The organism is Caballeronia sp. HLA56 (assembly GCF_054655155.1).
Genome location: NZ_BAAHOB010000005.1, coordinates 1,265,772 through 1,279,917 on the forward strand (window position 1 = coordinate 1,265,772; position 14,146 = coordinate 1,279,917).

The window sequence follows — 14,146 nt, forward strand, 5'->3', positions numbered from 1 at the left end:
TTTCGATCATATAATCGTAAGCACCGAGCATGTAAAAGAACAATAGGCGTCGTGATATATCTTGGCAATAGGAAGGGGCAATGCATATGGTCGATGTCGAATGCCGCGCCGAACTCATCCTCCGCGACGCCGATGGCCGGGAGACCAGCCTGAGCGCGGTTGTGCCGCTTTTGAAGCTCGTCTCTCAGACTGGCAGCATCGCGAATGCCGCGAGCGCTAAGGGTTTGTCCTATCGGCATGCGTGGGGTTTGTTGCGCGAAATCGAGGCGCGGCTGGGCGGCGCGCTGATCCAAAAATCGCGCGGACGCGGGTCGGTCTTGTCGGAACTTGGCGAGTCCGTGTTGCGTGCGCAGCGCGTTTGCGGCGACCGGCTCGAAACGCCGTTGCAGTCCGTCGCAAGCGATGTCGCCAATGAACTCAATCGCAAACTCGCCAGTGGTCTCGCGCAAGTGCGCATTCATGCTTCGCACGGCTACGCGGTCGCGACGCTCGTGCACGCGCTCGGCGAACAGCGCGTGCCGGTGGACATCAAATACCGCGAAAGTTACGAAGCCGTGAGTGCGCTGGCTCGCGGCGAGTGCGAACTGGCGGGCTTTCATCTGCCGATCGGCCCGTTTCGCGCGACGTGTGCGGAGAGCTATCGTCCTTATCTCGATGCGGGCAAGCATCAACTCATTCGGCTCACGCGGCGCACGCAGGGCCTCTTCGTGCCGAAGGGCAACCCAAAGCGCGTGACGGGACTGCGCGATCTCGCGCGCAGCGACGTGCGCTTCGTGAATCGTCAGCCGGGCTCGGGCACGCGCATGCTGCTCGATTTGTCCTTGCGCGGCGTCGGTGTCGATCCCGATCAGATCAACGGTTACGCGACCACCGAACTCACGCATTCGGCCATCGCCGCGTTCGTCGCAAGCGGCATGGCCGACTTGGGCTTTGGCGTGCAGCCCGCCGCGCAGCACTTCGCGCTCGACTTCATTCCGATCATCGACGAGGACTACTTCTTCGCATGCGAACGCGCGCGGCTCAACGAGGCGCGGCTTGCCACCGTATTGCGCGTGCTACGCAGCGACGCGTTCAACGACAGCGTGGCGCATCTGGAAGGTTACGACCCGGCGCGTTGCGGCTCGCTCGTCGATATCGAAGAAGGTTTGCGCGGCTGAGACACTCGCCGCCGCGCGCGGGAGAAACGAACGGTAAGAAGATGCCGGCCCGGAAGAAACTGCTCGCGGCGGTGAATTGGGTTAACCTAACGCTTTGCTGTCGACTCAACCCTGTTCCAGACGCGGCTGTCCCGCGCGAAATTCCGCCATGAAACTTACGTTGCTCGCTTCCACCACCGCTGCGCTCGTCGCCGGTGCGTTCTATCTGATTCCCGTTGCGTTTGCCCAGAATTCGCCTGGCGTGCCGGGCGGCGTGCTGCAAGACCAGTTCCGCCTCAACGAGCATCCGCAAATGCAGTTTGCGGCTTCCGCGCCAACCGATAAGTATCAAAAGGGCAGCTCGCCCATGCGCCGTCGCGGCGACCTCGGCGACCCGGACGGCTGCAATCTGAAGTGCCCGAAGGACGGCACCAACTGATCGCCATTTCACTTCTGCGACCGCACTGCCGAATGCCGGACAGCGTGTGCGGTTGCAGCAAAATCTTCCTCTTACTTCGTGCCAAAACCGCTTTGCACTGACGCGACGCGGCAGGACGTGTGCGCGCAGTCACACGTGCACTTTCAACGTCTTACGCATCGACTGAAAAACGCTATGTGATGGCGGGCGTTTGGTATGACCTCCGGAGTACCTTATGACGGCGTGCTCCCGTGTGCTGTTTTGCGTGGGCATGGCTCATTAGTCATAAAACACAAAAAACAGGAAGTGCGCTGGCCGCCGGATGATGCGAACCGGCGGGCGGCGACGGGGACCACGATACTTGGGCAAAGCGTGTGGCCACTGAGCGCACTTCGGATCAGCCGAGGGACTGCAAAATGCGTATTCTCCAGGTCATACTGGCGCCCCGACTATCCGGGGCCGAAGTGCTTGCCAAAGGCGTCGCGATCGGGCATCAGCGATCGGGCCACGACGTCTGCATCGCATCGCTGATGCCGGAACACGACGACTTCAAACACATCAGCGCGGAACTCGGTTCGCACGGCGTGATCTGCCTTTTCCCGACGAAAAACCCTGGCAAGCTCGGACGCTTGCTGTTCTTGCATCGCGCGATCCGTCAGTTCAAGCCCGACATCATCTTCGCGCACGCCACCATTCCCGCGCTCTACGTTCGCGCCTTGCCGACGCGGGTGCCGATCGTCTGGGTCATGCACTCCGGCGCGAACGATTTCGCGAACCGGGCGCTTTTGCGCGCCGAGCGATTGCTGTCGAGCCGGGCGAAGGCGGTGATTGGCGTGTCGCAGAAGAATATCGACAACTACGTGCAGGAAATCGGGCTGCATCCTTCGATGATCGTCGTGCCCAACGGCGTCGATGTCTCCCGTTTCGCCGACGACGCGCAACCGTCCATTCCCGTGGCCGCCAAGCAGATCGTGCAGGTGGGCCGCTACATTCCCGAGAAGAACCAGTTGCAGACGGTCGAAGCGTTCGCGCGCGTCGCGCGCGCCGAGCCGGATGCGCGACTGCTGCTGTGCGGTGTCATCGAAAATCTCGACTATCACAAGGCGGTCGTCGATCTGGTCGCGAAGCTCGGTCTTGGCGATCGCGTGAAGATCGAAGGGCCGCAGATGAACGTGGCGCAGATTCTGAAGGCGTCGAGCGTGTTTGCGATGCCCTCGAGCTTCGAGGCGCATAGCATCGGCTTTCTGGAGGCGCTGGCGTCGGGCATTCCGGTGGTCGCGAGCGCGATTGCATCGTTCGCCTTCGCGGGTGGTTTTCCCGGCGTGCAATTACTCGATACCGCCGACAGCGACGCCTACGGCCACGCCTTGCTCGATGCGCTCAATCAGCCGCGCGCGACGCGCCCGCTCAACGGCCTGACCCTGCAGAGCACGGCGGACAAGTATCTGGCGATCGCGCGGGACGTTCTGAACTTGCGCGTGGGCCTTAGTTGAGCGTCGGCTTGTTGAACAAGTACGCGCCGCATCGGTTGCCCGGTCGGCGCGTTTGATTTGGTGACGACGAACGCGCTTTCACTGCCCCCAGTAAGCCAGCGTCTTGAGCCACAGCGACTCGGAAAACAGCCCTGGCAATTCGCCCCAAATTTTCACCGGCCCGAGCTTGAACGCCGTATCGAATTCGTAGCCGTAGAGACTCGGCGCGCCGCCCGTGTAATAGAACTCGCCGAGCAACGCGTTCGCGCGCTTGAACAGCACCAGCGTGGCGTGATCGTCGTGTTCGGTGACGCGCGCGATTGCGGGCATTGAATCCGCGTAGGACGTATCGGCGAGCGTCGTTGTCTCGATGGCCGGGCCGAACGCCTTGCCGCCTTTCATCGTGAAGACGCGCGTGCTCGCGCTGTCCCCACGCGGTTCGAGCACGGCCAGATCGTCGATGCCGTCGCCATCGATATCGCCCGCCACGACCTTGGCGAACGGCGCGCGCAACTGCGCATAGACGTTCGTGCGATAGCTCGGCGCGAAGGCGCTTCCGTCACTCGCGAATTGCGAGAGCGCGAGCGCGCCGTCGATATTCTCGATCGCGAGAAGCCCCACGTGCTTCGATTGCGCGACGCGAGCCGGCATGAAACGCGCGCTCTGACTCAACTGGCTCGCCTTTAACCACAGCGCAGGCGCGTTCGCCGTCGCGCCGCTCGACGTCAGCACCCAGAGGTCGAGCCCCGCGTCCTTGCTTTTCTGCGCGATCATCACGTCGGCGCGGCCGTCGGCGTTGAAATCGCCTGCCACGTATTGCTGCGCGATTTCGGGCGTCCATGCCGCGCTCGTCTGAAACCACAAACGGGGCGCCTCGAAATGCGTGCCGGCGCTTTTGAGGAGCCAGAACGCGGTGCCGCCGTTGCGCGGCGTGATCGCCATCAGATCGGCGCGGCCGTCGCCATCGAAATCGCCCAACAGAAAGCGCGCGCTGTCGAAGCAAAGCGAATCGGCATTGCAGGTCGGCGCGGTGGCTTGCGGGTCGAACGGCACGGCGTTCAGAAACCACGGCGACGCCCGGTCGAAGCGCGACATCTCCGCCACCCATACGTTGAAGCCGGGCCCGTCCTTGCGCCGCTGCACATACACGGTGCTGTCGCGGCCTTCGCCACGAACGTCGCCGAAGAGGGCGCCTTCCTGCCGCGTGTCCGTCCACACCGTTTGCGATGACGGCGACCATCGATACTGCGCCGTCAGCATCGAACAGCGGCTTGCCGTCAGTAAGTCGTTTTTCTCGCCGAGACAGTGATCGAGCGGCGTGTACACGAAGCCGAAGTCCCACGGCGTCCAGTGCTGTACCGCGCTTTCCGGCTTGCAGCTTTCCTCGACAAGCCCGTTTTCCCGTTCCGCGATACACCCGCGCGTCGCCGCGCTCACGAAGAGCGCATCGTTTTTAGCGCCCGGCGCGGCGGGCAACTGTTGCCAGAACCAGTTTTGCGTCGCGGCGCCTGTGCATGCGGCGAGCGTCGGTGCCTTACCCGCACCGGCCGATGTCAGGCAGCGGCTCGAGTATTCGTTGACGAGCTGGAACGGGCGCAGCTGGAACTCCGGACCGGCGTCGTTCGCATGGGCCATGCTCCAGTAGCGGCGCGCGACCCAGTTGCCGTCCCACATGTACTCGCCGAAGACGTGACCGGCGTCGTTGCCATCGATCGCGAAATAGCTGCCGACGACATCGCGCTTTCGCAGCGTCTGCGCGGCGTCGAGATTCTTCGGCAAGCCGCCCGTCGGATAGGTGACGTGATAGCCGATCGGCACATCGCGCTTCAGGCTCTGCGCAACCACACGCGTGATGCGCGCCGCGAGAATGTGATCCGGATGCTCCATGAAGGCGACCGTATCCGGATTGAGCGTGTAGATTTCCGTAGCTTGCGAGAGGATCGCGCGCAACGTCGCGGAAAGGGCGGCGCGGTCGTAAGTGGTCGAACCGGTGCCGTCCGCTTGCAGCGGATAGGTATTGAGCGTCTGCCCGCGATCCCACAGCAGACCGAGCGGCACCTTGCCGCCGCGCACACCGCCGCCGGGCAACCGCAATTCGAGCAGCTTCACGCGCGGCTGCTGCGTAAGCACGAGCTGATGCACGGGCTTTCCCGCGAGCATCACTGTCGATTCTTGCCATTTGTCCGGCACGCCTGCCATGCGCGCATAGGCGAGCTTCGTGCCGGTCTCGCGAAGCACGACGTAATCGAACTTCGCACCGTTTGCGCCGCCGATCAGGTGAACCGTCGTCACGCACCAGCCGGCGTCGAGCTTGTCGCTGATGCCGGGATTCACGAAGAGGAGATCGTCGTCCAGGTGGGCGACTACCGTGATGAGAGTGCCCGCGTGGCAATCGGCGACGGGCGGGGCCGCGCGGGCGCCAGCCGGGAGGAGCGCGGCGCATAGCGCCCACATCAAAGAAAGAATCAGATTGCCGATCCACCGTCTCGCTATGCTTCTGCGCATGCTTTCCCCGTAAGCGCTTATCGACGCGCCGATCGTCGACAGAATAAAGCAGAAGATTGCCGTGCGAACGAGAAATCGGTCAGTGGCCGAGCGAACATGAATGGGGCTGACGCGTCCAATCTCGCGGCACAGAAGGGCATCGCCTTGCGCCGGGCTTACGTGCATCAAGATAACTGCCGTAAGGCAGCGTTTTAGGACCGCTCTGATTCGAACAGTACTGGCCGCCGACTATTCTCTCGTCCGTAGCCGAGGTTGTCTCTGCCAGAGCTACGTCTCTCAAGGATGTTTGCCCCGCCCCGCGCGGGGCTTTTTTTTTGGCTACGGGTTTCGCGGATGCGCTTATTCGCGCGGGTTGGCGAGCCGTGGCAAGAAAAAACCCGCGGTGCTTTCGCATGCGCGGGTTTCAAATGGGGTGGTGGAGGCGGCGGGAATCGAACCCGCGTCCAGAAGCACTCTACGAACAGTTCTACATACTTAGTTCTATCTTTTGATTTAACCGTAGCAACGCGGACGAACACGCTTCGCTACAGCGATTCACTAAATTTTCGACTTTGGCGTCGTGACGCCGACAAAGCTTAACTGACGTATATGACCTCTCGTGGTATTGCTACCCTAACCCGTCAGTAAGTTAGTGAGAGGACGGCGGCCCTTAGGCTGCCAGTGCGAACGTTTCGTCGTTTGCAGTTACGTTTTTCCCATTGATTAACGAGGTGACGGGTCCTCGGTATGCCCTGACCGCTTCGCAACCCCTGTCGAAACCAGGTCGCCCCCAAGCAGAACGGAGATTATCCCATGAAAAGCCATGTGAGGCGAACCGCGGCCACTTTCAAGCGATATCGCGCAGCAATTGCTGCAGTTCTTCTGGCGTGTCCACTACGTGAGTCGCGTGCCAGCGGTGCGGCGGAATGTCGTCGCCGCAATAGCCATAGGCCGCCGCCACGGTGATCATGCCGGCTGCAAAGCCTGCCTGAACGTCGCGCAAGTCGTCGCCGACATAGACGATTCGCTCCGGCGCCACATCCAGTAATTCGGCCGCGTGCAGCAGCGGCGCGGGATGCGGCTTCGAATGCGCCGTCGTATCGCCACAAACGAGACAACCGGCCCGCTTATCCAGTCCGAGCAGGGCGACGAGCGGTTCGGCGAAGCGCGTCACCTTATTCGTCACGATGCCCCAGCGCACGCCGCGTGCATCGAGCTGATCGAGCAACTCGGTGATGCCGGGAAACAGCGTCGTTTCGATACACAAATCCGCTTCGTAGTTGGCGAGAAACTCATCGCGCATCGCCGCGAAATCGGGATGCTCGGGGCTGATCTCGAACGCGCCGCCCAACAACCCGCGCGCACCCGCCGATGCGTAAGGCCGCAGGGTTTCGAGGGGGCGCATTTCGAGTCCGCGATCGTGCCGCATCTTGTTGACGGCCGCGACGAGATCGGGCGCAGTATCGGCGATGGTGCCGTCGAGATCGAACAGTACGGCCTGGCAGAGCCCGAGCGAATCGCCCTCGGCGGCGCGCTGGGGCAGCGGGGTGGGATCGTCGGGCAGGGGCGTCGTCTGGACAACACCGTTCTGGTCTTCTTGGGTCATGGCGTCAGGCTTCCCGGCGGCAGGCCATCATGTAGTTGATGCTCGTGTCAGTAGACAGCCCGAAGTGGCGCGAGAACGGACGGTAGGTGATGCCTTTGATGTCGACCGGCAAGAGCGACGCCGTGCGCGCGAAGGTGGCGAGTTCGGACGGCTTGATGAAGCGCGCATAGTCATGCGTGCCGCGCGGCAACATGCGCGCGATGTACTCCGCGCCGATCACGGCGAACATATACGCCTTCGCGTTGCGATTCAGCGTAGAGAAGAAGACCCAGCCGCCTGGCTTGACCAGCGCGGCGCACGCGGCAACGGTGCCCGCCGGATTCGGCACGTGCTCGAGCATTTCCATGCAGGTCACGACGTCGTAGGAAGCGGGTTCGCGCGCGGCCAGCGCTTCGGCTGCGATCTCCTCGTACGCCACCTCCACGCCGCTTTCCAGACTATGCAGATCCGCGACGCCAAGCGCGCTCGACGACAAGTCGATGCCCTTGACCTTCGCGCCACGCGCCGCCATCGATTCCGACAAAATGCCGCCGCCGCAGCCGATGTCGAGCACTTGCTTGCTCATCAGATGCGCGTGCGCATCGATCCAGTCGAGCCGCACCGGGTTCAATTCGTGAAGCGGTTTGAACTCGGCGTTCGGGTCCCACCAGCGATGCGCAAGCTCGCTAAATTTCTGCAGTTCGTGGGGATCGACGTTGGTCATATTCTCAATTGCCCTTCTAAGTCGTGAATCGTTAAGGATCGAGTATATAGGCGCGGGAAAAGGGCGGCAAAAAGCTGAAGTGACGCGTCGCCGACAACTTCGCTCGTTCCGTGCCATAGCCGTCGAAGCCGCCTGCGCCGGGGCCACGGTTATTGCGTTTATTCGATGCGCGCATCTCGCCGAGATTCACAAAAATCGCAGGCATAAAAAAACCCCCGCCGAAGCGGGGGTTCGATCCTGCGGCAATCAGCGCAATTACTGCGGCTGACGCGTCGTGCCGACAACTTCGACTTCCACGCGACGATCCGGTGCGAGGCAGGCGATAAGTTGCTTGCGGTTCTTCTGGTTGCAGCCCGTGGTGACCGGGTTGCGCTTGCCCTTGCCTTCCGTATAGATACGGTTGGCTTCGATGCCCTTGCTGACCAGGTAAGCCTTGACAGCTTGCGCACGGCGCAGCGACAGACGGTCGTTGTACTTGTCCGAACCAATGCGGTCGGTGTAGCCGGTAGCGACCACGACTTCCAGGTTCAGCGCGCCGATCTTCGATGCGAGATCGTCAAGCGCGGTCTTGCCAGCCGGCTTCAGAACTGCCTTGTCGAAGTCGAACAGAGCGTCAGCTTGATAGGTGACCTTCTGGCTTTGGATAACCGGGGGCGGCGGAGCGACCGGTGCGGGCGGCGTCGGCGCGACTGCGACCAGAGCGCCATCGCACTTTGCGTTGGCCGTGGCCGGGGTCCAGAATGCGTCGCGCCAGCAGAGTTCGTTCGTGCCGTTCATCCACACATACTCGCCCGTGCCGTTCACCCAGTTGTCGTTCACGGCTTGTCGCGAGGCCGGCACCGATTGCGCCGAGGCCGATGCAGCCATAACTGCGGTAGCTGCAATGAACGCGAGCTTTGAAAGTTTATTCATATTTCTCCTCTCGAAATTGAGATTACCGCAGGTTTACTGCGAGCCTGTAGACAAAGACAAGTCATACATTGCTCGGAGTATAACATTCCCTACGGAACAAAACGCGGCTGTGTAGACTTCGAGCAGTGTCTAACTTTGTGCGTTGGCATTTTGCCATATCGTTCCCTTGCAACGATAAAAATATCCCCGCACCCTCTGCGCCCGCAACCTTATGTGGTGCATGCGCAACAAGAAAGGGACAGGAGCCGGTCTTGGTCGCGGAAGGCGCGAAACGTGCGCACTTTATGTGCCCGCGAGTCAATATCTGCGTATCTTTATCGTCGGGTTTGTACTGCTTTAGCAAAACGACGAGGCGGCATCATAGCCCGCCTAAGTGACGAAAACAGTGAAACGTTCCCTGGTTTTTGTAAGTAATTGGAACAAGTGCATCTATCCCTCATTCCTCAAGATCGGGAACGGCGGTTGAGCGTCCCATACACTATGTATACGCCGGTCCTCCGGACGCGGATGTCGCGCATGTTAGAATCTTTGGATGCGCTGCGTTCGCAGCGCCGCAGCGTATGGCTTACGCGCCTGGCCGGCGCGGGTCGCGCGGCCGGCGGGCGAGGGCGAAACTCGAGGTAACGTTTTCGAATCGTCGGATCGCGCTGCTGTGTCGCTGCTGCACAGTTCAAGACACGGATAATGGATCAATTCGCCAAAGAGACTCTGCCAATCTCCCTAGAGGAGGAAATGCGCCGCTCATATCTCGATTACGCGATGAGCGTGATCGTCGGGCGAGCGCTTCCCGATGTCCGCGATGGACTGAAGCCCGTACACCGTCGCGCGCTGTATTCCATGCACGAGCTGAACAACGACTGGAATCGCGCGTATAAAAAGTCGGCGCGTATCGTCGGCGACGTGATTGGTAAGTACCATCCGCACGGCGACGCATCGGTGTACGAGACGATCGTTCGCATGGCTCAGCCGTTTTCGCTGCGCTACATGCTGGTGGACGGCCAGGGCAACTTCGGTTCGGTCGACGGCGACAACGCCGCCGCCATGCGTTACACCGAAATCCGCATGGCGAAGATCGGTCACGAACTGCTGGCCGACATCGACAAGGAAACCGTCGACTTCGGCCCGAACTACGACGGCAGCGAAAGCGAGCCGCTCGTACTTCCGGCGCGCATCCCGAATCTGCTGATCAACGGCTCAGCCGGTATCGCGGTCGGCATGGCAACGAACATTCCGCCGCACAATTTGCGCGAAATCGTCGACGCCTGTCTGCATCTGCTCAACACGCCTGAGGCAACGGTCGACGAACTCATCGAGATCGTGCCGGCGCCGGATTTCCCGACGGCCGGCATCATCTACGGCGTCGCGGGCGTGCGCGACGGTTATCGCACTGGGCGCGGTCGCGTCGTCATGCGCGCGACCACGCACTTCGAAGAGATCGACCGCGGCCAGCGCATGGCCATCATCGTCGACGAGATTCCGTATCAGGTGAACAAGCGCACGCTGCTCGAGCGCATCGCCGAACTCGTCAACGAGAAAAAGATCGAGGGCATCTCCGACATTCGCGACGAGTCCGACAAGAGCGGCATGCGTGTCGTGATCGAACTCAAGCGCGGAGAAGTGCCGGAAGTCATTCTGAACAATCTGTATAAGCAGACGCAGCTTCAGGACACTTTCGGCATGAATCTGGTCGCGCTCGTCGACGGCCAGCCCAAGCTGCTGAACCTGAAGGAAATGCTGGAATGCTTCCTGTCGCATCGGCGGGAAGTGCTCACGCGGCGCACGGTCTACGAACTGCGCAAGGCGCGCGATCGCGGACACGTGCTCGAAGGCCTCGCGGTGGCGCTCGCGAATATCGACGAATTCATCGCGATCATCAAGGCCGCGCCGACTCCGCCTGTGGCGAAGCAAGAGTTAATGAACCGTCCGTGGGATTCTTCGCTCGTGCGCGAAATGCTCACGCGCACCGAGACCGAGGCGACGGGCGGGCGTATTGCGTATCGTCCGGAAGGACTGAATCCGGCCTACGGGCTGCAGGAAGATGGGCTCTACAAGCTGTCGGACGTCCAGGCGCAGGAAATTCTGCAGATGCGCCTGCAACGCCTGACGGGTCTCGAACAAGACAAGATCGTCGCCGAGTATCGTGACGTGATGGCGCAGATCGCCGACTTGCTCGACATCCTCGCGCGGCCGGAGCGTATTCGTCAGATCATCGTCGAAGAACTGGGCCAGGTACGCGCCGAGTTCGGTGACGAGCGTCGTTCGCGTATCGAGTTGAATGCAACCGAGCTGAACACCGAAGACCTGATCACGCCGCAGGAAATGGTCGTGACCATGTCGCATACCGGCTACGTGAAGTCGCAGCCGCTTTCCGAGTACCGCGCGCAAAAGCGTGGCGGGCGCGGCAAGCAGGCCACGCAAATGAAGGAAGACGACTGGATCGACACGCTTTTCATCGCGAACACGCACGATCACATGCTGTGCTTCTCGAACCGCGGTCGCGTGTACTGGATCAAGGTCTACGAAGTGCCGCAAGGCTCGCGCAATTCGCGCGGCCGGCCAATCGTCAACATGTTCCCGCTGCAGGAAGGCGAGAAGATCAACGTCGTGCTGCCTATCAAGGACTTCTCGGCCGACAAGTTCGTCTTCATGGCCACTTCGCTCGGCACCGTCAAAAAGACGCCGCTCGAAGCGTTCAGCCGTCCGCTCAAGAAGGGCATCATCGCGGTCGGTCTGGATGACGGCGACTTTCTCATCGGCGCGGCCATTACCGACGGCGCGCATGACGTCATGCTGTTCTCCGATTCAGGCAAGGCGGTACGTTTCGACGAGAACGACGTGCGCGCCATGGGCCGCGAAGCGCGCGGCGTGCGTGGCATGCAACTGGAAGACGGTCAGCAGGTCATCGCCATGCTCGTGGCCGGCGACGAAATCCAGTCGGTGCTCACCGCGACGGAAAACGGCTACGGCAAGCGCACGCCGATCAACGAATACACACGCCATGGCCGCGGCACGAAGGGCATGATCGCGATCCAGACTTCCGAGCGCAACGGCCGCGTGGTCGCCGCGACGCTCGTCGAGCCGGAAAGCGAGATCATGCTCATTACGACATCGGGCGTGCTCATCCGCACGCGCGTGTCCGAAATCCGCGAAATGGGGCGTGCAACTCAAGGTGTTACACTCATCAGCCTTGACGAGGGCACCAAGTTGTCGGGACTGCAGCATATCGCGGAGGCGGAAGCCGAAGTGGAAGCAGAAGCTGAAGCACTCGACGAAGGCGACACCGGCACGAACGGCTCCGCCGCCGCGCCGGGCGACTCAGAAAATGATGAAAACGGCGAAGACGCCTGATATTTTTTGTGACGCAAGCTTCTCGTATTCGCTTTTGAAAGCCTGAATTGGTTAAGCTGCGCGACTCGGGCCTGTTGTCGGCGCTGTGCTTCGTTATGTGCGAAGCCAGCGTCGAAAATCTGAAGGCTCGTCGCCGGTGCAGAACTGGATATTTTTTACAGGGAGTAATGATGCAAGGACGTTTCAAGCAGTGGATGTTGCTGGCCGCTTTCGTGCCGACTTTCGCGATGGCTCAGTCGCTTCAGAACCAGGCGCCGAACCAGGCGGCAGCTCCGGCACCGGCCGCAGCAGCCCCGGTTGATCCGGCCAAGCAAGCCGCGATCAAGGACCTGCTCGACGCGATCGACGCGCAGAAGCTGGTCGGCGCGATCGGCAACAGCGCGCAAATGCAGTCGAAGCAACTCGTCCCGGCAATCCTGTCGGACGCGCTGTCGGAAAACAAGTCGCTGAACGACAAGCAGAAGCAAGCTGCCGTTCCGACGCTGCAAAAGAATGCAGTGCCGAAGCTGGTTGACTCGGCAGGTCAGGTGTTCGCAACTGACAGCTTCCGTCAGGACGCAATGAAAGCTCAGTACGACGCATACGCGAAGTACTACACGACCGATGAAATCAAGGACCTGACCTCGTTCTACAAGAGCACGACGGGCCGCAAGTTCATTCAGGTTCAAGACCAGGTTGGTCGCGACGTGGTCAATGGTTTGATGCAGAAGTACATGCCGCAAGCCATCAAGGCAACGCGCACGCAAGCCGACCAGGAAGTGGCAAGCGTCAAGCCGGGCAAGTAAGCACGGTGGCATAGTCCGAAAGGCTCGCGCATTGGCGGGTTTTCAGGACAGTGCGATAATGGCTGTTTGCGCGCAAGCGCAAGCAGCCATTTCTTTTTTAGGCGCGGACAACGAGCTTTCAGCTCATCGTTTCAGGCTCCGCGTCTGTCGAACGAGACAAATCGGGATCTCCAGATGCGCGTGTTCAATTTCTCCGCCGGCCCGGCCGCCTTGCCAGAAGAAGTGTTGAAGCAAGCCGCCGATGAAATGCTCGATTGGCAAGGCAGCGGCATGAGCGTGATGGAGATGAGTCACCGCGGCGCGGAGTTCACGTCGATCCATGAAGCGGCGCTGACCGATCTGCGGGAATTGCTCAAGGTGCCGGCGTCGCATCGCATATTGTTTCTGCAGGGCGGTGGCATTGGCGAAAACGCCATCGTGCCGATGAACATGCTCGGCACGAAAAAGACCGCCGATTTCGTCGTCACCGGTTCATGGTCGACCAAGTCGCTCAAGGAAGCGCAGAAGTACTGCACGCCGCATCTCGCGGCGACTGGCAAGACCGAGCAGGGCTTCACGCGCGTGCCTGCGTTGAGCGAGTGGCAGCTTTCGGACGATCCCGCTTACGTGCATCTGTGCACGAACGAAACCATCGACGGCGTCGAGGCCTTCGAAATTCCCGATCTCGGCGACATTCCGCTCGTGGCGGACGCGTCGTCGCACATTCTTTCGCGTCCCATGGACGTCGCCAAGTACGGCGTGCTCTTCGGCGGCGCGCAGAAGAACATCGGCATGGCGGGCGTGACGGTCGTGATCGTGCGCGAGGATCTGCTCGACCGCGCGCTGTCTATCTGCCCGTCCGCGTTCGAGTGGAAGATCGTCGCGGAGAACAATTCGATGTACAACACGCCGCCCACTTACGCGATCTACGTCGCTGGCCTCGTCTTCAAGTGGCTGAAGAAACAGGGCGGCCTGGAAGCCATGGAAGCGCGCAATCTCGAAAAGGCGACGTTGCTTTACGACACCATCGATTCCAGCGATTTCTACGTCAACAAGGTCGACCGGAACGCGCGCTCGCGCATGAACGTGCCGTTCTTCCTCGCCGACGAATCGCGCAATACCGATTTCCTGACCGGCACCAAGGCGCGCGGTCTGTTGCAACTGAAGGGCCACAAGTCCGTCGGCGGCATGCGGGCATCGATCTACAACGCGGTGCCGGTCGAGGGCGTGAAAGCGCTCGTCGATTACATGAAGGAATTCGAGCGGACCAGCGCGTAAGCCTCATCGCTCCTTTAACTGCCTC

Annotated in this window: 10 protein-coding genes and 1 other RNA gene; 6 read left to right on the forward strand and 5 right to left on the reverse strand. The window is 61.1% G+C overall.

The window, feature by feature from the left end:
- The first annotated feature begins 86 nt into the window (after window positions 1-86).
- The 3 genes from ACYQ47_RS25470 (at window position 87) to ACYQ47_RS25480 (ending at window position 3,047) form a co-directional block, all read left to right on the forward strand.
- A complete protein-coding gene (locus tag ACYQ47_RS25470) occupies window positions 87-1,157 on the forward strand; it encodes a substrate-binding domain-containing protein (RefSeq protein WP_250509442.1) in 1,071 nt (356 codons plus the stop codon).
- 148 nt (window positions 1,158-1,305) lie between these two features.
- Window positions 1,306-1,575, forward strand: a complete 270-nt coding sequence (locus ACYQ47_RS25475) for a hypothetical protein (RefSeq protein ID WP_244825932.1) — start codon at window positions 1,306-1,308, stop codon at window positions 1,573-1,575.
- Window positions 1,576-1,970: 395 nt separating this feature from the next.
- A complete protein-coding gene (locus ACYQ47_RS25480; protein ID WP_244825931.1) occupies window positions 1,971-3,047 on the forward strand; it encodes a glycosyltransferase family 4 protein in 1,077 nt (358 codons plus the stop codon).
- Between the two features lie 78 nt (window positions 3,048-3,125).
- Here the strand turns inward: ACYQ47_RS25480 and ACYQ47_RS25485 are convergent, their stop codons facing one another.
- From ACYQ47_RS25485 to ompA, 5 genes are all read right to left on the reverse strand, one after another.
- Window positions 3,126-5,531, reverse strand: coding sequence for an FG-GAP-like repeat-containing protein (locus tag ACYQ47_RS25485; RefSeq protein WP_459907514.1), 2,406 nt, complete (start codon window positions 5,529-5,531; stop codon window positions 3,126-3,128).
- Window positions 5,532-5,944: 413 nt separating this feature from the next.
- Window positions 5,945-6,302: a transfer-messenger RNA gene (gene ssrA, locus ACYQ47_RS25490) on the reverse strand.
- A 55-nt stretch (window positions 6,303-6,357) separates the two neighbouring features.
- A complete protein-coding gene (gph, locus tag ACYQ47_RS25495) occupies window positions 6,358-7,116 on the reverse strand; it encodes a phosphoglycolate phosphatase (protein ID WP_244825929.1) in 759 nt (252 codons plus the stop codon).
- A gap of 4 nt (window positions 7,117-7,120) precedes the next feature.
- Window positions 7,121-7,819, reverse strand: a complete 699-nt coding sequence (gene ubiG, locus ACYQ47_RS25500) for a bifunctional 2-polyprenyl-6-hydroxyphenol methylase/3-demethylubiquinol 3-O-methyltransferase UbiG (RefSeq protein WP_244825928.1) — start codon at window positions 7,817-7,819, stop codon at window positions 7,121-7,123.
- 255 nt (window positions 7,820-8,074) lie between these two features.
- A complete protein-coding gene (gene ompA, locus ACYQ47_RS25505; RefSeq protein ID WP_244825927.1) occupies window positions 8,075-8,731 on the reverse strand; it encodes an outer membrane protein OmpA in 657 nt (218 codons plus the stop codon).
- A 684-nt stretch (window positions 8,732-9,415) separates the two neighbouring features.
- Here ompA and gyrA point away from each other — a divergent pair.
- From gyrA to serC, 3 genes are all read left to right on the forward strand, one after another.
- Window positions 9,416-12,079: a DNA gyrase subunit A gene (gene gyrA, locus ACYQ47_RS25510; protein WP_244825926.1), complete on the forward strand. Its 2,664-nt coding sequence runs from the start codon at window positions 9,416-9,418 to the stop codon at window positions 12,077-12,079.
- 170 nt (window positions 12,080-12,249) lie between these two features.
- Window positions 12,250-12,864, forward strand: coding sequence for a DUF2059 domain-containing protein (locus ACYQ47_RS25515; RefSeq protein ID WP_244828095.1), 615 nt, complete (start codon window positions 12,250-12,252; stop codon window positions 12,862-12,864).
- 174 nt (window positions 12,865-13,038) lie between these two features.
- A complete protein-coding gene (serC, locus tag ACYQ47_RS25520; protein WP_459907518.1) occupies window positions 13,039-14,121 on the forward strand; it encodes a 3-phosphoserine/phosphohydroxythreonine transaminase in 1,083 nt (360 codons plus the stop codon).
- The last annotated feature ends 25 nt before the right edge of the window (window positions 14,122-14,146 follow it).

What these genes read in the sequence shown, in the direction of transcription:
- gyrA (WP_244825926.1), top strand. Translation starts at nt 9,416, where the DNA reads ATGGATCAATTCGCCAAAGAGACTCTGCCAATCTCCCTAGAGGAGGAA.
- ACYQ47_RS25485 (WP_459907514.1), bottom strand. Translation starts at nt 5,531, where the DNA reads ATGCGCAGAAGCATAGCGAGACGGTGGATCGGCAATCTGATTCTTTCT.
- ubiG (WP_244825928.1), bottom strand. Translation starts at nt 7,819, where the DNA reads ATGACCAACGTCGATCCCCACGAACTGCAGAAATTTAGCGAGCTTGCG.
- ACYQ47_RS25480 (WP_244825931.1), top strand. Translation starts at nt 1,971, where the DNA reads ATGCGTATTCTCCAGGTCATACTGGCGCCCCGACTATCCGGGGCCGAA.
- ACYQ47_RS25515 (WP_244828095.1), top strand. Translation starts at nt 12,250, where the DNA reads ATGCAAGGACGTTTCAAGCAGTGGATGTTGCTGGCCGCTTTCGTGCCG.
- ACYQ47_RS25470 (WP_250509442.1), top strand. Translation starts at nt 87, where the DNA reads ATGGTCGATGTCGAATGCCGCGCCGAACTCATCCTCCGCGACGCCGAT.
- serC (WP_459907518.1), top strand. Translation starts at nt 13,039, where the DNA reads ATGCGCGTGTTCAATTTCTCCGCCGGCCCGGCCGCCTTGCCAGAAGAA.
- gph (WP_244825929.1), bottom strand. Translation starts at nt 7,116, where the DNA reads ATGACCCAAGAAGACCAGAACGGTGTTGTCCAGACGACGCCCCTGCCC.
- ompA (WP_244825927.1), bottom strand. Translation starts at nt 8,731, where the DNA reads ATGAATAAACTTTCAAAGCTCGCGTTCATTGCAGCTACCGCAGTTATG.
- ACYQ47_RS25475 (WP_244825932.1), top strand. Translation starts at nt 1,306, where the DNA reads ATGAAACTTACGTTGCTCGCTTCCACCACCGCTGCGCTCGTCGCCGGT.